Consider the following 19,717-nt stretch of genomic DNA (forward strand, 5'->3'; position numbering starts at 1 on the left):
AGCGTGCAGCATTTCGCCGGGCCGGGGCCGCGGCTGAAAGGGGAGTTTGGTCGTTATACCGCTATTTGCGAGCCCGAACAATCGGTTTGTTGGACCGCTGCGGTGACGTTTAGGTCAGATCGGGAGAGCCGCCGTCACTTTGCCGTCGTGCGCAGCACCGCTTCCGCCCGGTCCCGGTTGCTCAGGTCGTCGAAGAAGCCCTTCAGCTGCGGGTACTCCGCCGCGCGGTAGATCACCTTGGACATCGCGAGATCGCGCCGGTAGGTGATCGTCCCGGTCTCCTGCGTGGTCTTCGTGACGTAAGCGGCCATCCCGGTCAACTTGAGGTCGACCGGGCCGGGCAATGTCTCGACGGACATGCCGGCCGGCAGGTGCAGTTCGACCTCGTCCTTCTCGTAGTACGGATAGCGCAGATCGACGATGCTCTCGCGGTGCGAGCTTGTGAATGGGTTGTGAACGCCGGCGGAGAACACGGAGAGCGGCACCAGCAGGCGCTTGCCGGTCGCCGTGCCGAGCGAGCCGCCGACCACCATCTGGACCACCAGCGTGCTCCCCGGATCGGCCAGCCCGACGAAGTGGTCGGTGTGCATCATCAGACCGGACGGCAGGGCCGGCTTGATCTCCTCATCCCATTCCCTCTTGAGAGCCTGCTCATCGGTCTCGATGGCCCTCTGCCGCATCTCCATCGCCTCTGTCCCGGTCAGCGCAACGGTGACGCTGCCGGTCACGGAGCCATCTGCCGCCAGGGTCAGGCTGGCCGCACGCTGCGCCAGATTTTCCGGGTAGTTCTGGGCGGGGGTGTGCGCGATCGCCGTGCCGCCGTCCTGCTGACGGATGCCCCCGACATCGGCGTGCTTCCAGTGCAGGTGGCCGAAGGTGGCGTAGCGCTCCCCCGGGTCGCTGAAGATGTCTTTACCATCGAGCGAGAGGATGACAATCGTGTCGTCGAGCTGACTGGCGCTGGGGTAGGCAGGCTGAAACATGGCCCGGTCGCGACTGACGACTCTCATCGCGTATGCCTTCAGTCCGGCGGCACGCAGCAGGGCCAGATAGAGCAGGGCGAGCTGCCCCGGAGTGCCGCGCCTGAGCGCCAGCACATCGTTCGCGTTCCTGACCTCCTTGACGCCCTCCGCCTTATTCTCTTTCTCCGAGTGCTCCCGGCTAAGGCTGGTGTTGTCCAGCTTCATGACGGCCGCGTAGAGCGCTTCAGCTTTCTGCCGGTCGGTTTTCGCGCTGCCGGTCCATTCACTGGTCGTGGCAACGATCGAAGGCGTCGACGCGACATAGCCATCGACCGCCGTTGACCAGCTCTTGCCGTAGGCCTCCCAGTAGACCTGCGGGTTGGCGTTGAAGCTGTAGTAGAAGCGCACCAGGTAGGCGAGGGACTCCAGGGGCGGTTCGAAATCTTCGCGGGGGATGGCCGGCACATTCGCCAGGTCGAGCTCGTACCAGCCGTGCCGCAGTTCGACCTTCGCGCCGGGCGGAAGGCGCTGCGTTGAGGCGAGGGATTTGGCGTCGTGATCGTCGCTTGGGTGGAAGCCGAAGTGTTCTCTCCGGATGAACTCGCGGCCCTGCGCTGTCCACTTCGGCACAAGCTCGAGATCGAACTCGGAGTAGATCTTGTAGCTGTACTCGAGGATGCTGCCGACCTCGACATCGGGCAGCGAGAAGACCATGGTCCGATACTTCAGCCGGCCGGCTTTGATGATCGTCTTTTTGTACGGCTTGCCTTTGAAGTCGATGACCGTGCCGTCCGGATGGATGGTGCGTCCGTGCACGTCCTTGAACTGGAAGTCCTCGCCGAAGGTGCCGAGCTCGACATCGCCGTAACGCTTGCCCGCCTCGCGCAGGACTTTGAGCCGCACATAGACGGAGCGCGTCTTCATGGAGGCGTCTGTCTTCTCCTCGACGTAGAGGTAGATCGCATCCGCGTTGGGCGCAAAGGAGTCAGCGGTCATCGTCAACTCTTCCGCGGTGGGCTGCTGCCAGGTCACCCCGTGAGCGGAGGAGCATGCAGCGACAAAAAAAGGCAGCAGAAGAAGCAGACCCAGACGACGGACGCGCAACGGGGACCTCGCTGTGGAGCGGCGTGCAGCAATTGGCCGGCGGGGGCTGCGGCGGGAAAGAATTCCCTCGTTATACCGCGGATCCGTCTGCCGGCCAAAGACTGGATGGACCGCTGCGGTGATCGTTTGGGTCAGATTGGGCCGGGTGGCGAAAGGGGTCGCCGGGCGACTAGAGTGTTGGGCATGGGAAGCAGGGGCAGCAGCGTTACGTTCGGCCTCTTTGTCGTGGTCGTGCTGGGGTTTGTTTTCTGGCTGCTGGCGCGGGGCGGCCGCAGTAGCTGGGGGATGGTCGCCGTCCTGCTCGGCATCCTGCTGCTGCGTGCGGCGTTGTTCTTCGCCAACATGCGGCAGCAGCGTCGCAATGCCGAGCGCGGCAAGGGTCCGGTCCGGATCGAGACCCGGCTGGGGCTGGACGATGAGGCCACCGAGAGCGGCGAGTCCGCCCCGGTCGAGCGCACGAACGGCAGCACGCCGCAGCCATGACCTACAAACAGGGCTGCCGCTATGCCGCATGGCTCGGCGTGCCCTGCCTGATTTATGAGCTGATCGCGCGGGTGCCCCCGCTCTATCACGTCGAGGCGGCGCGCACGCTCTCGCAGGTCCTGCTGTTTCCCGGCTGGCAGGTGATGCACTGGCTGACGGGCGGCCTGGAAGCGCGCAACTTCGAGTACAAGCTGCTGATTCCGCTGGTCATCATCGCGATCAACGTGCTGGCGTGGGGTAGCATCGTCTGGCTGATCGGCAACCTGCGCCAGGCGCCGGACAATGCCCCTGACGGGGCCCGCGGCTAGTTCGTAGCGACCGCTAGCGGCGCTTGCCCTTGCGGCCCTGCTTCTTGCCGCGCACCTTCCGGCTGGTTGCCTTTGCCGCCGCTGCGGCGTTGCGCGCCGGTTCGGGCTTGCGCTTGGCCTTCCGGGCAGGACGTCCGGACCCCGAATCAGCTGCTTCGAGGACAGAGAACTGCAGCCGCCGCTCGACCTCGTCCACCCGGTCGAGGATCACGCGCAGGCGGTCGCCGATCGAGAAGCGCCGCCCGCTGCGGCTGCCGATCACCTGCCGCGTGTTCTCGCGATAGGTGTAGAGGTCGTCGTGCAGGCTGTCGATCGGCACCAGCCCGTCGATGAACAGGTTGGTCAGCTCGATGAAGAGTCCGTACTTGGCCGCGTTCATCACCATCGCGTCGAAGTCTTCGCCGATGCGGTGCTGCATGAACTTGACCTTCTTCCACTCGACCAGCTCGCGTTCGGCCTCGGCGGCGCGGCGCTCGTTGTCGCTCGATTCGCGTGCGATTGCAGCTAGATCGTCCTCCGCGAGCGGTGGCGAGACCACCGGAGCGGTGACCTGCGTCTTCGCTGTCAGGTCAACGTCGCCCGAGACGCCGGCCGCGAGCAGCGCCTTCGAGATGCGGTGCACGATCAGGTCCGGGTAGCGCCGGATTGGCGACGTGAAGTGCGTGTAATGCGACGTCGCGAGCGCAAAATGGCCCTCGTTCTTCTCCGAGTAGCGGGCCTGCTTGAGCGAGCGCAGCATCAGGTGCGCCAGGATGCGCTCCTCCGGCTTGCCGGCGATCTTTTGTGCCAGCCGCTGGTACATCCTGGGCGTGACCGGTATCTCCTGCGCGACCTCGTGCTGCTTTGGCGCGTGCTGCTGGTGACCACGGTTGCGCGCGTTCTGCGCGCGGAACTCGCGCCGCTCGCTCTTGAACTGCACCTTCTTGACCGGCAGCGCGCCCAGCCCGAGCGAGTAGCCGAAGTGCGCGGCGGTCTCTTCGAAGTCGATGACGCGGCGCGCTTCTGGCTTCTCGTGGATGCGATAGATGGAAGGCGTGACGCGGGTGTGCCAGTCGGCGACACACTCGTTAGCCGAGAGCATGAACTCTTCGATCAGGCGATGCGCCCAGTTGCGATCCGAGCGCAGGATGCCCTGCATCTCGCCCTGGTCGTTGAAGTCGATGATGGGCTCGGGCAGGTCGAAGTCGATGGAGCCGCGTTCGTCGCGCTTCTGGTTCAGGATCTTCGCCAGCGTGAGCATGCGCTCGAACTCCGGCACGAGCGGCGCAAACTCTGCGCGGACGGCCTCATCGCCGGAGAGCACCTGGTGCACCTGCGTGTAGGTCATGCGCCGGGCGGAGCGGATGACGCCCTCGCAGACTTCGTAGCTGAGCACGGCACCTTTGCGGTCAAGCTGCATGATGCAGGAGAGGACCAGCCGCTCCTCGTGGGGGCGCAGGCTGCAGATGTCGGTCGAGAGCTCCTGAGGCAGCATGGGGACGGCGCGGTCGGGAAAGTAGACGGAGGTGCCGCGCAGCCGGGCTTCGAGGTCGAGCGGAGAGCCCGGGGTGACGTACTGGGCCACGTCTGCGATGTGGACCTGCAGTTCGTAGCCGTCGGCGTGCTCTTTGACCAGCACGGCATCGTCGAAGTCGCGGGCGGTCTCGCCGTCGATGGTGACGATGGGCAGATCGCGGAAATCGCGCCGCTCACGAACGATCGCCGGCTCAAGGTGGGCGACTGCGCGCGCATTCTCGAGCACCGCCTCGGGAAAGAGGTGCGGGATGTGGTGCTTGCGGATGATGATCTCGACATCGACGCCGAAGTCATCCGGATCGCCGAGCACTTCGAGGATGCGGCCGCGCGCCGGCTTGTTGAGCGTGGGCCACTCGGTGATTTCGACATCGACGACCAGGCCGTCGAGGTCCTCGACCGAGTGCACGCTGCGTGCTTCGTCGCCGAGCACGCGGTGCGGCGTCTCTTCCGCGTCGAGCAGCGGCACCTCGTCGCCGAAGGGGATCAGGATCGGCTGGGTCATGCGCTCGTCGAAGGGCACGACGTAGTTGCCCTGGGCGCGATCGCTGCGGGCGCGCTCGAAGCGGCCGACCACGGTTGGGTTGCGGCGGTGCGCAATCTGCACGATGCGGCCGGCGCGCTTGCCTGCGTTCGGGCCGAAGGTGCGCGGCGGCAGCAGTTCGACGAGGACGAGATCGCCCTGCATGGCGCTGCCGATCTCGCCCGGCGGGATGAAGATGTCGTCGTCCTTCGAGGTGACACCCTGCGGGCGGACGAAGCCGAAGCCATCGCGGTGGAGGTCGAGCCGGCCGGCGATGAGGTTGCTGCGCGTGGCTGCCGCGCCGGGTAGGGACCAGTGGTCGCGGTCGGCCTTCACCAGCGCGCCGCGTGCGGTCAGGCGGGCTAGTTGTTCCAACAGCAAACGCCGCTCGCGCCCGCCGCCCATGCCGAGCTCGTGGACCAGTTGCTTGTACCCGGCTCGTCCGCCGGCGGAACGGCCGATGCGGGCGAGCAGATCGCGGTCCGAAACCATGATGATTCGATGGTATCGCGCGACGTGTTGAGCCTTTGCCGAAGCGGGCTTGCGGGTACCACTAAGGTGCAAGAACGCGGGAAATCTTTGTTGACTGGGGATGCAATTTTGCTGGAGAGGTGAGTAAGATGCAGTCAAAGGCCAATGAAGGACGGGGTGTTCGCGTCTCCCGCGGGGAGCGCAGCCGGTCCGGTACGTGATCGGACACTGTCATTCGGTCTTAATTGGAGATGGCCAGTACACGAGGCGGGCGCCAGACTCCCGCGGGGCCAACAGGCACAGCATATTTCGCAGTCTTTTTGAAAGGAAACACCGAAGCGATGTGGAAACCCAATCAGCCCGGCAGCACGCCCCAGTCCCCCAACAATGAGCCGAACCGTCCGGCCACGCCTGCAGCTGGCGGATTTGAGCCCGCGGCGGCGCGCCCTGCTGCACCCTCTGCCCAGGCGGCTGCGGCCGACCAGGCGACCATCGGCAAGAGCCTGGTGGTGAAGGGTGAAGTCACTGGTTCCGAGTCCCTCTACATCGACGGCAAGGTGGAAGGTGCAATCAACCTGCCCGGCAACCGCGTCACCGTGGGCCGCAACGGCCAGGTGGCGGCGAACATCTCCGCCCGTGAGGTTGTGGTGCTCGGCAAGGTGCGCGGCAACATCAACGCAAGCGACCGCGTGGACATCCGCAGCGAAGGTTCGCTGACCGGTGACGTGATCGCGCAGCGCATCTCGATCGAAGACGGCGCCTTCTTCAAGGGCGGCATCGACATCCGCAAGCCCGGTAGCCAGGACAAGCAGTCCGCCGAGGCCGCGAAGCCAGTCACGGTCTAGTTCGAGTCAAGGACACAGAAAGGCCCCGCATCTCGGTGCGGGGCCTTCTGTTTGTCGCGTGTCCTTCGGGAGCGTCCTCAGCCGCGACGCAGACGGCGCATCAGGCTGCCGGGGATCGGCACGCGCAGCAGCACGGTGAACGCGACGTAGAGCGCCAGGTAGGGCAGCAGGACCAGCGCCGCCGTCAGGATAGCGCTGTGCAGATGCAGGTGGCGGTGCAGCAGCCAGCAGAGCGCGGCGGCGGCGATGGCTCCCAGCCAGAGGCGCAGGACGCGGCTGCCCTTGGACGCGACGGCACCGATGCGCCCATGCAGACTGCGGCGCAGCAGCGCGTACTCGACCCAGGCGGCCATGCCTGCGGAGAGCGTCAGCCCGGCGACGCCCCAGCGTGGATCGAGATGCAGCAGCCGTGGCAGCGGCAACGAGAACAGGTAGCCGAGCGCCAACGTCAGCGCGACGCGGATCACGGCGAAGCGCAGCGGTGTGCGCGTGTCGCGCAGGGCGTAGAAGGTGGACGAGTAAAGCCGGCCCGACGTGCCGGCGAGCAGGCCGATGCCGGAGCCGGCGAGCGCGCTCCACACGTACACAACGTCGTTCGCGTGGAAGTGGCCGGAGCGGTAGATGGCCGCAACGACCACGTCGCCGAGAATGACGAATGCCACAGCCGAGGGCACGACGAACCACGCGATCTGCGCGAGTCCGGCTGTCAGCCGCGCGCGCAGCTTGGCCGCGATCTCCTCCGCGGAGCCGAGCGCGGCAGACATGGCGGGCAGCTCTGCCGCGGAGACGGCCATGCCGAACAGCGACACGGGAAGCTGATTGATCGTCTGCGCGTAGCTGAGCGCGGACACCGCACCCACGGGCAGCAGGCTGGCGAGCATCTGGTCGACGAACGCGCTCAACTGCACCACGCCACGGCTGATGAAGACGGGGAAGAAATTGCGGACAATGGTGCGCACATGTTCGGAGCGGAAGGTGGCCGCGAGGCGTACCGGTCGCAGCAAGCGCCACACCGTCGGCACCTGGATGAGGAACTGCAGCGCGGAGCCGATCACCGAACCGATGCCGAGCGCGATGGCGAGCCGCGGCTCGGCGATCGCCGTGTCCGTGATGCCGCGCGCCAGCAGGCGATGTCCCTGGCCGACGAGCGTCGCGATCATCGCGACGTTCCAGATCACCGGCGCGGCGTAGGAGAGGAAGAAGCGGCGATGGCTGTTGAGAATGCCCAGGCACCACGCGGAGAGCACCAGCAGCGCGGCACCGGGAAACAGGATGCGGACGAGCTGGATGGCGAGCAGGCGCGTCGCGCCGTGAAAGCCGGGAACGATGATGTCGATCAGCAGCGGCGCCAGCAGCACACCACCCAGCACCAGCACGGAGCCGACCAGCATGAGCAGTCCGAGGATGGCCGTCGCGGTGCGGGTCGCCTCGTCGTGACGGCCCTCGGCATCGAGCCGCGCGTACACCGGGATGAACGATGCGGAGAGCACGCCCTCGCCGAACAGGTTCTGCAGCATGTTCGGAATGCGGAAGGCTGCCTTGAACGCGTCGGCAGCCATCGAGTTGCCGAAGTAGTGCGCGAAGATGCGCTCGCGGATCAGACCGATCAGCTTCGAGAGCAGGATGCCGGTCGCGACGGCAAGCGCTGCGGCGCGGCCGTGTTGCGCCGGCGGTGGGGCTGGCATGTTCGGTGCTGGAGCGTTCGGGGCGGGCGCGCTCTCGGGGGTAGAGGGTGGGGGCATGGGCTCGTCTCAGCTTATCGGCCAGGCGTGGGTGCGCGGGAGTGCAGAGGCAGGGTCGCGGCAACGGTTCTGCGTTGCGAGGCTTCTAGCTGGCTATGGCTGTGACTGAACCGACGCGAGACAAGCTTGTGCGCTTCTTCGCTGGGGAGCCGGATGACGCGGGCCGCACGCTTGACGGGATTGTTTGCTGGCCCGATGCGCAACTTGAAGCGGTGCACGATTACATTCAGTGGCTCTTTCCGCTGCCGGAGCGGAGCGGCGCCAACCCCTGGGCGCCGGTGCTGACGCCGGCGAGTATTGCGGCTCTGCGGGCTTCACCCGAGGCACAGGCCCGGCTGCATGCTGCGTGGCGGCGCATGCTGGCGTTCTACGGCCTCGTGCTGGACGGCGAAGAAGTCGTGCCCGGGCCGGAGTTTCAAACTACCGCGAGCCGCTGGCTCACGCCGGGCGATCACAACCATCTGCGGCTGACGCGCATGCTGCGCTCGCTCCGCGTGCTGGGCTGCGAGGCCGAGGCGCAGGCACTGTGGGCGGCGCTCCGCAGACTTCACGAGACGGAAAGCGCCGCTGGCCGGCACAGCATTGCGGATGAGACAGTGGCGTACTGGCGGCGCGCGGCGACGGAACCACTCGACGCGTTTCGCTGAGCCGGTCTCGCTCGATGAAGACACTCGCCTCTGAGCTCGGCCTTACCGTCGTGACGCCGTCCGCGGCCGCGTTCAACCTGTTGCTGCAGGTGGCCACCACGCTCGCGATGGCGGGCATTATCTGGTTCGTGCAGGTCGTGCACTATCCGCTGTTCGCAGCCGTGGGGCAGGATGGCTTCGCTGCGTACGAGGCGCAGCATGCGAATCGCACAGGGTGGATCGTGGGCCCGCTGATGTGCGTGGAACTGGGGACTGCTGTGCTGCTGCTGAGCACGCGGCTGCGGCCCGTGGGCATCACGCGCGGCGAAGCGGCGTGGGGTGTTGCGCTGCTCGCGGTGATTTGGCTGTCGACGTTCCTTGTCCAGGTGCCGCTGCATCAGCAACTGCAGGCCGGCTATGACCCTGCAGCCGTGCGCCGCCTAGTCGCGACCAACTGGATCCGCACCGCGGCATGGTCCGCGCGGGCGATGCTGGTGCTGCGGATCGTCTGGCAACTCTGGTCGCAGCGCGCTGCGTGACAGGCCTCCCGTTCGCTTCGACGCATCCACGCTTGCACAGCGCGCACTTTCAGGTATAACCACTGTTCGGTTCGAGACAGTGGCTGTGAGGGAGGGTCAACGATGGGGTATGGCCGGAGAGCTCGTGTGGCGGGTTGGATGTGCTGTGCCGGGATCGTGGGCGTTGCGTGCGCGCAGTCGCCGCAGCCACAGCCACAACAGCAGCAACAGACGCCATCGCACCTGGGTACGGTCGCGAATCGTCACGGCGGTGAGGAGGCCAACCAGGGCGTGGGAAACAGCACGAACAACATCGTCCCGCTGCCGGGTGAGCACTCGCCGGCCGCGACTGTGCATGGCGGCAACGGCGTGAACCTGCCGCCACCACCCGATACGCCGAAGCATCCGGTGATGGAGACTCTGCATGGCGAGAGCGTGACGGATGACTACCGCTGGCTCGAAAAGCAGCGGGCTCCAGAGACGCGCGCCTGGATCGACTCGCAGAATCAGTACACCGACGCCTACCTGCGCCAGGTGACGGTTCGTCCTCAGATTCAGGATGAGCTCGCCAAGCTGGTCAAGGTGGAGACTTACGGTGCGCCGACGAAGCGCGGCGATCTGTACTTCTTCCACAAGCGCGGCGCAGCCGAGAATCAGGCTTCGCTTTACATGCGCAAGGGCGTGAACGGCGCCGATGAGCGGCTGGTGGATGCGGCTCGGCTGGGGGATGCGAATACGTCGGTCAACATCGTGGACATCAGCCAGGACGGCAGCCTGCTGGTCTACGGGGTCCGGCAGGGTGGCGCGGACGAGCAGGCGATTCACGTGCTCGACGTGTCCGCACGGCACGATCTGCCCGATGTGCTGAGCAGTGCGCGTTACATGAGCACGCAGATCAGCCCGGATAAAAAGGGGCTGTACTACACGGTCTTCCAGCACGAAGGCACGCTGCTCGAGTATCACGCGTTCGGCACGCCGCAGTCGGCGGACAAGGTGATCTTCGGCAGGCAGTACAAGGGCGAGCAGCTCGGTGAACTCGACCTGATCGATGTGGGGATCTCGGACAACCAGCACTGGCTCATGGTCAGCATCTCGCGCGGCGTACCGGCGCGCCGGGAAGACATCCTGCTGATGGATCTGCGCCGCCCAGAGACGGCGGTGGAGCCGCTGGTCTACGGGATCGACAACCGCTTCAGCCTGATCGACACGGGCACGGACGACTTCCTGGTGCGGACCGACATGGATGCGCCGCGCGGACGCATTCTTCGCGCTGATACGAAAACGTCTCCGAAGGAGTGGCAGACGGTCGTTCCGGAAGACAAGGCGCCGATCCAGAATGCGACGGTGCTTGGCAGCCGCTTGTTTGTTGAGCGCCTGGCCGATGTAAAGACCCAGATTCGCTACTATTCGCTCGATGGCCACCCGCTGGGCGAGGTGCGGCTGCCGGGCATTGGCAGCGCCAGTCTGCCGTACGGCCGGCCGCTCGACAACGAGGGCTTCTATAGCTTCCAGTCCTACAATGTGCCGCCAACGGTCTATCGCTACATGGCGGACACGAACAGCACCACCGTGTTCGCGCAGCCGAAGATGCCCTTCCATCCGGAGCGCTACGAGGTGACGCAGGTCTTCTTCACGTCGAAGGACGGCACGCGCGTCCCGATGTTCATCACGGGCAAGCGGGGCATGGCGCACAGTGGCAAGACGCCGCTGCTGATGACGGCGTACGGCGGCTTCAATGTCTCCATCACGCCTGCATGGAACCCGGTGTACGCGTGGTGGATCGAGCAGGGCGGCTGGGTCGCGGTTCCCAATCTGCGCGGCGGCGGCGAGTACGGCGAGGACTGGCACAAGGCCGGCATGTTCGAGCACAAGCAGAACGTGTTCGACGACTTCTTTGCCGCGACACACTACCTGATCGATCAGAAGTATACCGACCCGGCGCACTTCGCAATTGAGGGCGCGTCGAACGGTGGCCTGCTGATGGGCGCGGCCATGACGCAGCATCCGGAACTCTACGGCGCGATTGTGTGCGCGTATCCGCTGCTCGACATGCTGCGCTACCAGAACTTCCTGTTCGGGCGCCTGTGGACCACGGAGTACGGCTCGGCGGAGAACGAGAAGGACTACTCGTACATCCGTGCCTACTCGCCGTACCAGAACGTGAAGGCGGGCACGAAGTACCCCGCCATTCTGTTCTTCACCGGCGACAGCGACACACGCGTCGATCCGCTGCACGCACGCAAGATGACCGCGCGCATGCAGGAGGCCACGGGCAGTGATCGACCGGTCGTACTGCACTACAGCACCATCGGTGGTCACAGCGCGGGTGTCTCTGCAACGCAGCAGATTCAGGATGAGACCGACATTCTTTCGTTTCTGTGGAACGAGACGGGCCTGCGCTAGGGCAGAGGGAGCCTAGCTGGTCGTGAGTACGGCAGCCGGTGTTTCGAGCAGGGCAAGCAGCCGGCGCACGCTCTGTTCGATGTTGAACTGCTCTTCGAAGCAGGCGCGCGCATTGTGCCGCATGGCGGCCTGCTCTTCCGGCGTGAGGGCGAGCCAGCGTTGCAGCAGCCGTGCGGTGCCTTCGCGCGTGTCAGGCTCGACGAGGCCGGCGTGCGCGGCGTCCACCTCGCGCCAGATATTCACTGCATTCGAGATCAGCACCGGCACGCCACAGGCCAGCGACTCCGCGACAGCGATGCCGAAGTTCTCCTGGTGCGAGGGCAGCGCAAAGACTTCGGCTGCCGCAAAGGCGCCCCACTTTGCCGCGTCGCGCAGCAGCCCGGTGTAGACCACACGATCGGCGATGCCGCGGGCTGTCGCCGTGTCCATCAACTCGCGCTGAAAGCCGACTTCGTCGGGCCCGGCAAAGACCAGCCGCCAATCCGGGTTGCCGCCCAGCACGGACGCATACGCATCGAGCAGCAGGTCGCAGCCCTTCTTCGGGTGCAGTCGGCCCATGAAGAGCATGAGGCGGTGTCCGCGCAACGAGGGGAACTGCGCGAAGAAGGCTTCCGCATCGCCCGATGGCGGCATGGTGGTGCCCAGCCCGGTGATCACGCTGTGTGCGCGATAGAGCGCGAACGACTCCGGGGCGAGGCGCGCCTCCTCCTGGCAGGTGAAGAGCACGGCGCGCGCATCGCGCAGCACGCGGTACTCGCCCCACGGCCAGTAGAGCCATTTCTTCAGGTGCTTCAGCGGAAAGCGCCGTTTGAACCACGGGTCCAGCATGCCGTGCGGATAGACGTAGTACGGCGTCGAGGTGCCCGCGAAGGCCCGCCACGCAGCGAACCCGGAGTATTGCCATAGCCCATGGACCAGCACCGCATCGAAGCGGCCGCGCTCACGCTGTAGCCACGGCAGCAACGCCGGCGTGTAGCCATAGCTGCCGCGCGCCGGACCGAGTGCATGCACAGGGATGGGGAAGCGGTGGATCTCTTCATCGGTGGGCGCGTCGAGGGTGACGGCCTCTACCGAATGTCCGTCACGCAGGAGCACGGCGGACAGGGTGCGCACCACCTCTGTGGGACCGCCGAGAGCGGCGCGCAGCGAAGAGATGACATGCAGGATGCGCATCGAAGGGGTGTGATGAGTGGAAACGGTGCGGAGGCTCCCACGATTGTACCCGGGGATTGGACCCGCGGCTGCCGGCGTGGCACTTCGCGTTCATCGGAGCATCGATCCGCCGATGGCATTATGGTAAGCGGCAGGCTCGCACGAAACCTGCCCATTGAACGAGCGGGATGAGGAGAGAACGTGGCGCAACCAATGTCCGATGCCCTGGTGTTTTTTGGTGCGACGGGGGATCTGGCCTATAAGCAGATCTTTCCTTCGCTGCAGCGGCTGGCCAAGCGCGACAAGTTGAAGGGGCCGGTGATCGGCGTGGCCAAGTCCGGCTGGACGCTCGATGACCTGAAGGCGCGCGCCCGCAAGAGCCTGGAGACGCATGGCGGCATCGACCCTGTAGGCTTCGAGAAGCTGATGGGACTGCTGCGCTACGTGGACGGCGACTACGCCGACATCGCGACGTTTCAGCAGGTGCGCAAGCAACTGGACGGGGCAAAGCATCCGATCCATTACCTTGCGATCCCGCCGAGTCTCTTCGCCCGCGTGCTCGAGCAGTTGAAGCAGTCAGGCTGCGCCGATGGCGCGCGCGTGGTGATTGAGAAGCCGTTCGGTCACGACCTCGACTCGGCGGTGGAACTGAACCGCGTGGTGCACCAGGTGTTCGACGAGAAGGACGTCTTCCGCATCGATCACTATCTCGGCAAGAATGCCGTGCAGAACCTGATCTTCTTCCGCTTCACCAACGCGTTCATCGAGCCGATCTGGAATCGTCAGTATGTCGAGAGCGTGCAGATCACGATGTCGGAGAGCTTCGGGATCCAGGGGCGCGGCGGGTTCTACGACGAGACGGGTGCAATCCGCGACGTGCTGCAGAATCACCTGATGCAGTTGCTGAGCAACGTTGCGATGGAGCCGCCAGTCGGCACCGGAGCTGAGGCGATCCGCGATGAGCGCAGCAAGGTGCTGCGCGGTGTGCAGTGCCTGGAGCCGAAGGAAGTGGTGCTCGGGCAGGTGGAGGGCTACCTCGATGAACCGGGCGTAAAGCCCAACTCGCGCGTGGAGACGTACGTCGCGCTTAAGGTGTGCATCAACAGCTGGCGATGGAAGGATGTGCCGTTCTACATCCGGACCGGCAAGTCACTGCCCGTCACAGCGACCGAGGTCGTGGCGCGCTTGCGCCAGCCGCCGGCGATCTTCAACTTCGGCACGCCCCCGCCGAACTACGTGCGCTTCCGCGTGAGCCCGGATCTCGCGATCGGGCTTGGCGTCTTCGTGCGCCAGCCGGGCGAGGTGCCGCGTGGCGCGCCGGTAGAAATGCTGGCAACACAGCATGCCAGCCCGGAAGACATTCTGCCGTACGAAGAGCTGCTTGCAGACGCAATCATGGGCAATCAGCAGCGCTTCGCGCGTGTGGACTACGTGGAAGACGCGTGGCGCATTCTCGATCCGCTGCTGAAGAACATGCCGCCGGTGCATCCGTACAAGCCCGGCAGCTGGGGACCGGCCGAGGCCGACGCGATGACAGAGAAAGATGGCGGCTGGCTCAACCCGAGCTAGTGTTCTTTAAACCGCTTGGCCTGCGGCAACGCCCGAAGCCCAGGCCCACTGGAAATTGTGACCGCCGAGGTGGCCTGTTACGTCGACCGCTTCCCCGACGAAGAACAGCCCGGGCACGCGCCGGCTCTCCAGCGTCTGCGCACTCAGCTCTTTCGTAGCGATGCCGCCCGCCGTCACCTCCGCCTTAGCGTAGCCTTCCGTGCCGCCGGGCGTCACGTGCCAGGCATGCAGCGCGGTTTCGGCCTCGGCAAGCGCGCTGTTGCTCCATCCCGCGGGCGTATGCAGGTCGGCCCAGCGGTCTGCCAGCCGCTGCGGCAGTGCCGCCTTCAGCGCAGTGCGCAATGCAGCCACGTCGCGACCGGCAGGCCGCGCGCGCAGCGGCGCCGTACAGTCGTGGCCCGGCGCCAGGTCGATCGCCACCGACTCTCCTGGCTGCCAATACGAAGAGATCTGCAGCACGGCGGGCCCGCTGAGACCGCGATGCGTGAACAGGAGCTTCTCGCGGAAGTGCGTTCGTCCGCGCGAGACGACCACTTCGGTAGAGAGTCCGGTCAGGTCTGCGTAGCGCGCGCTGTCCTCCGCGTCCCAGGTGAGCGGCACGAGGGCAGGACGGCAGGGCTCGATGGCGATGTCGAACTGCCGCGCGATGCGGTAGGCCAGCTCGGTCGCGCCGATCTTCGGGATCGAGAGTCCGCCGGTGGCGACGATCAACGTGCGGGCCGCGTAGGCTGCACTCTCCGTCTGCACCACGAACCGATCGCCGCGGGCGACGCTGGCGATCCGCTGCTCGAGCAGGATGCGAACATGGCCATCGCGGCACTCGGCTTCGAGCAGCGCGACGATGTCGCGCGCGGAGCGGTCGCAGAACAACTGGCCCAGCGTCTTCTCGTGGTACGGAATGCAGTGCCGCTCTACCAGCGCAATGAAGTCGCGCGGGGTGTAGCGCGCCAGCGCAGAGCGGGCGAAGTGCGGATTGGCGGAGAGGAAGTTTTCCGCCGTGCAGTGCAGGTTGGTGAAGTTGCAGCGGCCGCCGCCGGAGATCAAGATCTTGCGCCCGACGCGGTCCGCGTGGTCGAGAACAATGACACGGAGGCCGCGCTGCCCCGCCGTGAAGGCGGCCATCAGACCCGCGGCGCCCGCGCCGAGCACCAGCACGTCACAGCTTTCCCGGTCCTTCGTCGAGCTCTCCGTCATGGGTGGCTGAGGCTATTATCCGCGCTCGGACCGGACGCCTGCGCTCACTCCACTTCATTCATCTGCAGGACAACGATTGACGCGCCCCGCCGCGTAGGGCACCCTAACTCATCGTGATCATCGAACGCATCCAGGCCGGCGAGAAGGTAGTCCTCCGTGTAACTGGTCGCATGGATGCGGAAAGTGCAGCGCGCTTTGAAGAGCAGTGCGATGCCTGCATCGCCGAGGGGTTCCACCGCCTCGTCATCGACCTGGGCGATGTCACCTACGTAAGCAGCATGGGGCTCGGCTCTCTCGTCAAGATCGCGAAGAAGCTGCGTGGCAAAGGCGGCGATCTCCGCGTCTGCCGTCTGACTGGCCTGGTGCGGCAATTGTTCGAAATCACCCGCCTGAACCAGGTCTTCCCCGTGCACGACACACTCGAATCGGCGCTCCTGGAAGGCTGAGCCTTGCCAAGCCTCTCGAACACGATGACCATCCCGGCGAGGGCTGAATCACTGGGCCCCGTCACGGCGTTCGCCCGCGAAGGTGCCGGCGAAGCGCAACTGCCCGAGACACAGGCGCGCCAACTGGACCTGCTCGTTGAAGAGGTTCTGATGAACGTCGCGCGTCATGCGTACCCAGCGGGCGCACCGGGCGAGGTCACGGTCAGCTACCTTGTCCGCGGGCCAGGAGAGCTGGTGATGGAGTTCAGCGATCAGGGCGTGGCGTTCGATCCGCTGGCGGCCAGCCCGCCTGACCTCACGCTCGACCTGGCGCACCGGCCCGTGGGTGGGCTGGGCATCTTCCTGTTGCGAAAATTTGCGAGCTCGCTGAGTTATCGGCGCGAGCACGACGCCAATCGCCTCAGCTTCGGCATTTCGGCGAAGCCGTGATGCACGCGTCGGCGCAGAGCGGTGATGTGCTGCGGCTTGCGTTGGCTCTGGCGCCGGTGCTGCTCTTCCTGATCGCACTGCGCGCGCTGGATAGCTACAAGCTGGTTTCGTGGCGCACGGTGCTTGTCACGCTGGGCGCGGGCGGACTGGCAGCGCTGCTTTGCTTCCCGATCAATACGTTCTTCTTTCAGCACTTCCCGGCATTTCAGGATCAGTACGCCTGGTTCGGCGCGCCGGCCGTGGAAGAGTGCGCCAAGGCTGTCCCCTGGATCTTCCTGATCGCGACGGCGCGGGCCGCGTTCATGGCCGACTCGGCGATCTGCGGCTTCTCCATAGGGGCAGGCTTCGCGCTGGTAGAAAATCTCTCCTACATGCACCTGCTGGCCGGCAGAGGACCCGCGCTCTGGATCCTGCGCGGCTTCGGCACGGCGGTGATGCATGGCGGCGTCGCGGCGCTCGGCGCAACGCTCTCCGCCTATCTGCTGGAGAGTGGACAGTGGCGCGGAGTGCGCCTGTTCGCGCCCGGCGTGCTTGCCGCGATCCTGCTGCACGCATCCTTCAATCAGAGCCTCGGATCGCCGGTCCTCTCCATGGTGATGGCGTTGCTGGGTGTGCCGCTCATCCTTGTCCTGGTGTTCTACTTCAGCGAACAGTCCCTGCGGCGCTGGATGGGCGGCAAGCTGGACCAGGACATCGATATGCTCGGCATGATCGAGTCTGACGAGTTTCAGCACACGCGCATCGGTGCCTATCTCCTGTCGCTGCAGGAGGCGTTTCCGCCGGCGCTGCGGGGTGACATGCTGTCGCTTCTGCAGTTGACGACGGAGTTGAGCATGCGCGCCAAGAGCGATCTGCTGCTGCGTGAGGCGGGCCTGGACGTGGAGCCGGATCCCGATCTGGAGAGCCTGTTCACGGAGTTGAAGTATTTGGAGAAAAGTATCGGGGCCACGGGTATGCTGGCCATCCGTCCACTGCTCTCGCAGACGCCGCGCGATCTGTGGGAGATGCATCGCCTGGGCCAGGGGCTCCGCTAAGTCGTAAGACAGCGGCGAATCATCGGTTGCGGGGTCAGGACGATGAACACTCAAGGCGAAGTCACGAGCCTGCTGGCTGCCTGGGGCAAAGGCGACCAGACGGCGCTGCACGAGCTGATGCCACTCGTTTATAAGGAACTGCATCGCATGGCGCGGCGCGCATGGAGCGGGCAGCAGCCGGGCAACACGCTGCAGCCCACGGCGCTGATCAACGAGGCCTACCTGCGGCTGGCCGGCGCAGAGAACGCCTCCTACCAGAATCGCTGCCACTTCTTCGCCGTCGCCTGCACGGCTATGCGGCAGATCCTGGTCAACCACGCGATGAGCCGGCTGACCGAAAAACGCGGCAGCGGAAAGATCAAGCTGTCGATCGATGATGTCCAGCTCGCTGTGCACCAGGAGGCCGCAGAGGTCGTCGCGCTGCACGAAGCGCTCGAACGATTGCAGGTCGTCGATGCACGCAAGAGCCGCGTGATCGAGATGCGCTACTTCGGCGGCCTCAGCATCGAGGAGACTGCCGAGGCGCTGGGCGTCTCGATCGTGACGGTCAACCGCGATTTCCGGCTGGCGCGCACCTGGCTGATGCGCGAGATGAACGGCAGCGACGCATGAACTCGCAGGCCGAGTGGAAAGAGATCGAGCGGCTGTTCCACACCACTGTCGATCTCCCCGCGGAGGAACGTCGCGCCCTGCTCGCCGCGGCTAGCGCGCCCATTCGGGCGGAGGTCGAATCGCTTCTCACCACGGAAGACGAGGGCGTCTTCGCAGCGCCGCCGGCACATCTCGCGGCTGATCTGCTGGATCATCAGCCCGCTGCGCTCACCGCTGGTCAGCACGTGGGCAAGTACAAGGTGGAGTCGCTGGTCACGACCGGCGGCATGGGCGAGGTCTACCTGGCGCGTGATCCTTCCGGGCTGCCGATTGCGCTGAAGATTCTTCGCCGCCACCTCGTGCTGAGCCCGCAGGCTGTCGATCGGTTCGAAACAGAGGCGCGCGCCGCGTCAGCGTTGCATCATCCGAACATGATTGCCGTGTGCGAATCCGGAGACTCGCCGGCTGGGTTGTTCATCGCGATGGAGTGGGTGGACGGCCCGACCTTTCGCGAGTTGATGAGCACCCGCGCGGTCGGGAGCGCGGATTGGATGGATTGGGGAAGACAGGCCACGGGCGCGCTCGCTGCGGCGCATGAGGCCGGCATTCTTCACCGCGATATCAAGCCGGAAAACATCATGCTCGGCAGCGATGGCGTGCTGAAGATTCTCGACTTCGGACTGGCGCGGCTCGCCGGGCCGGCGCGCATTGAGCCCGATGCCATCGGCGCCTCCGGCACCATCTCGGGCACACTCTCCGGCACGCTGCTGTATATGTCGCCGGAGATCTTCCGTGGCGAACGGGCGAGCAGCGCCTCGGACGTGTATTCGATGGGCTTGTTGCTCTATGAGCTGTGGGCAGGGCGGCATCCGTTTGCGGGTGAGACACCGCTCGAAGTCTTCGAAGCGATCGAATGCCGCGTGGTGCCCGCACCGTCGACTCTGCGCGTTGGCGTGCCGGCGGAGATCGATGCGCTGATCCTGCGCATGCTCGACCGCGAGCCGGGGCTGCGGCCTTCGGCAACTGAAGCGTGTGAGGTGTTCAGTAGATTTTCAGCGAAACCATGAACTCGGTGCCGGTATGCCCGGGGCGGTCGTGCGCTGCGGCAAATCCGGTGGAGAAGGTCGACTTCACCTGCGAGAACAGCACCATCCGTACATCGATCTGCGCGCCTGCGTCCCCATAGCCTGTGCGCTGATCGCCAGCCGGATTCGTGCCTAGTCCACCAGCGAACAACGCGAGCCTTGCCCAGTTGCAATAGAGCTTTGTGTTTCCCAGATCGCGGAAGTGTATCGGGGTGACATCCCACTCGGCCTGCGATTTCACGAAGCTCTTCGCGCCGATCTGATCGATGTGCACGCCGGGAAAGCTGTCGTACTCGCGATAGCGGCTGAAGTTGCCCTTGTCCACCCAGTTGTTCCCGAACGCGCCGAAGTAGAAGTTTGCGAACGGATCGTTCGCATCGCCGAACGCTCTTCCGGCGGACGAGCGGACCCACAGTGAAGAGTTCCTGAGCGGCAACAGGAAGCCGCGGTTGTATTCGCCCCACAGGCGCGGAAAGACGGCGGGAAACGTGTCATTCACCTGCCCGTTCACACCCCATTCCGTGCCGCTTTCGTCTTCAATGGCGCCGAGCGACTTCTGCAGATTCGAGTAAGCCAGGCCTCCCGTGCCTCGAACGAATCGAGTGTGGGAGGCGGTCACATTCTGATAGTCCGGCAACCGGTCCAGGCCGGAGTAGGCGGACAGGCGCATGATCAGGTCGAGGTTGCGCTCCGAATCGTGAATGAAGGTCTTCTTTTTTT

At 65.4% G+C, this 19,717-nt stretch carries 18 protein-coding genes; 12 read left to right on the forward strand and 6 right to left on the reverse strand.

Annotated features, from left to right (window positions below; translation table 11 throughout):
• Positions 1-134: 134 nt before the first annotated feature.
• The gene (locus tag AC5IJH_RS13975) at positions 135-1,994 is read right to left on the reverse strand and encodes a DUF3857 domain-containing protein (protein ID WP_491903438.1); all 1,860 of its coding nucleotides are present in this window, start codon (positions 1,992-1,994) and stop codon (positions 135-137) included.
• A 255-nt stretch (positions 1,995-2,249) separates the two neighbouring features.
• Here AC5IJH_RS13975 and AC5IJH_RS13980 point away from each other — a divergent pair, with 255 nt between their 5' ends.
• Positions 2,250-2,549, forward strand: a complete 300-nt coding sequence (locus tag AC5IJH_RS13980) for a hypothetical protein (protein ID WP_491903439.1) — start codon at positions 2,250-2,252, stop codon at positions 2,547-2,549.
• Positions 2,546-2,857, forward strand: coding sequence for a hypothetical protein (locus tag AC5IJH_RS13985; protein WP_491903440.1), 312 nt, complete (start codon positions 2,546-2,548; stop codon positions 2,855-2,857). The genes AC5IJH_RS13980 and AC5IJH_RS13985 overlap by 4 nt, the downstream gene beginning before the upstream one ends.
• Before the next feature lie 13 nt (positions 2,858-2,870).
• Here the strand turns inward: AC5IJH_RS13985 and AC5IJH_RS13990 are convergent, their stop codons facing one another.
• Positions 2,871-5,384 (reverse strand): ribonuclease R family protein, encoded by a 2,514-nt coding sequence (locus AC5IJH_RS13990; protein ID WP_491903441.1) that lies wholly within the window; start codon positions 5,382-5,384, stop codon positions 2,871-2,873.
• Between the two features lie 320 nt (positions 5,385-5,704).
• On the opposite strand from AC5IJH_RS13990, the gene AC5IJH_RS13995 reads away from it, so the two are divergent.
• Complete coding sequence (locus AC5IJH_RS13995; protein WP_491903442.1) at positions 5,705-6,208, forward strand: bactofilin family protein; 504 nt, start codon at positions 5,705-5,707, stop codon at positions 6,206-6,208.
• A gap of 77 nt (positions 6,209-6,285) precedes the next feature.
• Here AC5IJH_RS13995 and murJ read toward each other — a convergent pair whose 3' ends face one another.
• Entirely contained in the window at positions 6,286-7,893 is a 1,608-nt protein-coding gene (gene murJ, locus AC5IJH_RS14000) for a murein biosynthesis integral membrane protein MurJ (RefSeq protein WP_491903443.1), read from the reverse strand.
• 152 nt (positions 7,894-8,045) lie between these two features.
• Between murJ and AC5IJH_RS14005 the strand changes: the two genes are divergently transcribed.
• The 3 genes from AC5IJH_RS14005 (at position 8,046) to AC5IJH_RS14015 (ending at position 11,497) form a co-directional block, all read left to right on the forward strand.
• Complete coding sequence (locus AC5IJH_RS14005) at positions 8,046-8,597, forward strand: opioid growth factor receptor-related protein (RefSeq protein WP_491903444.1); 552 nt, start codon at positions 8,046-8,048, stop codon at positions 8,595-8,597.
• Positions 8,598-8,611: 14 nt separating this feature from the next.
• Positions 8,612-9,115, forward strand: a complete 504-nt coding sequence (locus AC5IJH_RS14010) for a hypothetical protein (RefSeq protein WP_491903445.1) — start codon at positions 8,612-8,614, stop codon at positions 9,113-9,115.
• 126 nt (positions 9,116-9,241) lie between these two features.
• The gene (locus AC5IJH_RS14015) at positions 9,242-11,497 is read left to right on the forward strand and encodes a prolyl oligopeptidase family serine peptidase (protein WP_491903446.1); all 2,256 of its coding nucleotides are present in this window, start codon (positions 9,242-9,244) and stop codon (positions 11,495-11,497) included.
• 12 nt (positions 11,498-11,509) lie between these two features.
• Here the strand turns inward: AC5IJH_RS14015 and AC5IJH_RS14020 are convergent, their stop codons facing one another.
• The gene (locus AC5IJH_RS14020) at positions 11,510-12,670 is read right to left on the reverse strand and encodes a glycosyltransferase (RefSeq protein WP_491903447.1); all 1,161 of its coding nucleotides are present in this window, start codon (positions 12,668-12,670) and stop codon (positions 11,510-11,512) included.
• A 180-nt stretch (positions 12,671-12,850) separates the two neighbouring features.
• On the opposite strand from AC5IJH_RS14020, the gene zwf reads away from it, so the two are divergent.
• Positions 12,851-14,218: a glucose-6-phosphate dehydrogenase gene (gene zwf, locus AC5IJH_RS14025; RefSeq protein ID WP_491903448.1), complete on the forward strand. Its 1,368-nt coding sequence runs from the start codon at positions 12,851-12,853 to the stop codon at positions 14,216-14,218.
• Between the two features lie 6 nt (positions 14,219-14,224).
• Here the strand turns inward: zwf and AC5IJH_RS14030 are convergent, their stop codons facing one another.
• Positions 14,225-15,412 carry a BaiN/RdsA family NAD(P)/FAD-dependent oxidoreductase gene (locus tag AC5IJH_RS14030; RefSeq protein WP_491903449.1) on the reverse strand — a complete coding sequence of 396 codons (1,188 nt, stop codon included), beginning with the start codon at positions 15,410-15,412 and terminating at the stop codon, positions 14,225-14,227.
• A 113-nt stretch (positions 15,413-15,525) separates the two neighbouring features.
• Here AC5IJH_RS14030 and AC5IJH_RS14035 point away from each other — a divergent pair, with 113 nt between their 5' ends.
• From AC5IJH_RS14035 to AC5IJH_RS14055, 5 genes are read left to right on the forward strand one after another with little or no spacing between them, the layout of a single operon-like run.
• Complete coding sequence (locus tag AC5IJH_RS14035; protein ID WP_491903450.1) at positions 15,526-15,858, forward strand: STAS domain-containing protein; 333 nt, start codon at positions 15,526-15,528, stop codon at positions 15,856-15,858.
• 3 nt (positions 15,859-15,861) lie between these two features.
• Positions 15,862-16,287, forward strand: a complete 426-nt coding sequence (locus AC5IJH_RS14040) for an ATP-binding protein (RefSeq protein WP_491903451.1) — start codon at positions 15,862-15,864, stop codon at positions 16,285-16,287.
• Complete coding sequence (locus tag AC5IJH_RS14045) at positions 16,287-17,321, forward strand: PrsW family glutamic-type intramembrane protease (protein ID WP_491903456.1); 1,035 nt, start codon at positions 16,287-16,289, stop codon at positions 17,319-17,321. Before AC5IJH_RS14040 ends, AC5IJH_RS14045 begins: the two co-directional genes overlap by 1 nt.
• A gap of 42 nt (positions 17,322-17,363) precedes the next feature.
• On the forward strand, positions 17,364-17,933 hold the full coding sequence (locus AC5IJH_RS14050) for a sigma-70 family RNA polymerase sigma factor (RefSeq protein ID WP_491903452.1): 570 nt from the start codon (positions 17,364-17,366) through the stop codon (positions 17,931-17,933).
• Positions 17,930-18,979 carry a serine/threonine-protein kinase gene (locus tag AC5IJH_RS14055; protein WP_491903453.1) on the forward strand — a complete coding sequence of 350 codons (1,050 nt, stop codon included), beginning with the start codon at positions 17,930-17,932 and terminating at the stop codon, positions 18,977-18,979. Before AC5IJH_RS14050 ends, AC5IJH_RS14055 begins: the two co-directional genes overlap by 4 nt.
• Here the strand turns inward: AC5IJH_RS14055 and AC5IJH_RS14060 are convergent.
• A partial coding sequence (locus AC5IJH_RS14060; RefSeq protein WP_491903454.1) for a hypothetical protein occupies positions 18,954-19,717 on the reverse strand: 764 nt, incomplete at its 5' end. The two genes, AC5IJH_RS14055 and AC5IJH_RS14060, sit on opposite strands and share 26 nt — an antisense overlap.

The sequence above is a fragment of the Candidatus Dedyshia acidiphila genome (genome assembly GCF_051025295.1).
Taxonomy (GTDB): Bacteria; Acidobacteriota; Terriglobia; order Terriglobales; family Acidobacteriaceae; genus KBS-83.

Coding starts and splice junctions, on each gene's coding strand:
- AC5IJH_RS14030 (WP_491903449.1), bottom strand. CDS start 15,412: ATGACGGAGAGCTCGACGAAGGACCGGGAAAGCTGTGACGTGCTGGTG.
- AC5IJH_RS14020 (WP_491903447.1), bottom strand. CDS start 12,670: ATGCGCATCCTGCATGTCATCTCTTCGCTGCGCGCCGCTCTCGGCGGT.
- AC5IJH_RS14055 (WP_491903453.1), top strand. CDS start 17,930: ATGAACTCGCAGGCCGAGTGGAAAGAGATCGAGCGGCTGTTCCACACC.
- murJ (WP_491903443.1), bottom strand. CDS start 7,893: ATGCCAGCCCCACCGCCGGCGCAACACGGCCGCGCCGCAGCGCTTGCC.
- AC5IJH_RS14050 (WP_491903452.1), top strand. CDS start 17,364: ATGAACACTCAAGGCGAAGTCACGAGCCTGCTGGCTGCCTGGGGCAAA.
- AC5IJH_RS14005 (WP_491903444.1), top strand. CDS start 8,046: ATGGCTGTGACTGAACCGACGCGAGACAAGCTTGTGCGCTTCTTCGCT.
- AC5IJH_RS13995 (WP_491903442.1), top strand. CDS start 5,705: ATGTGGAAACCCAATCAGCCCGGCAGCACGCCCCAGTCCCCCAACAAT.
- AC5IJH_RS13985 (WP_491903440.1), top strand. CDS start 2,546: ATGACCTACAAACAGGGCTGCCGCTATGCCGCATGGCTCGGCGTGCCC.
- AC5IJH_RS14045 (WP_491903456.1), top strand. CDS start 16,287: ATGCACGCGTCGGCGCAGAGCGGTGATGTGCTGCGGCTTGCGTTGGCT.
- AC5IJH_RS14010 (WP_491903445.1), top strand. CDS start 8,612: ATGAAGACACTCGCCTCTGAGCTCGGCCTTACCGTCGTGACGCCGTCC.
- AC5IJH_RS13990 (WP_491903441.1), bottom strand. CDS start 5,384: ATGGTTTCGGACCGCGATCTGCTCGCCCGCATCGGCCGTTCCGCCGGC.
- AC5IJH_RS13980 (WP_491903439.1), top strand. CDS start 2,250: ATGGGAAGCAGGGGCAGCAGCGTTACGTTCGGCCTCTTTGTCGTGGTC.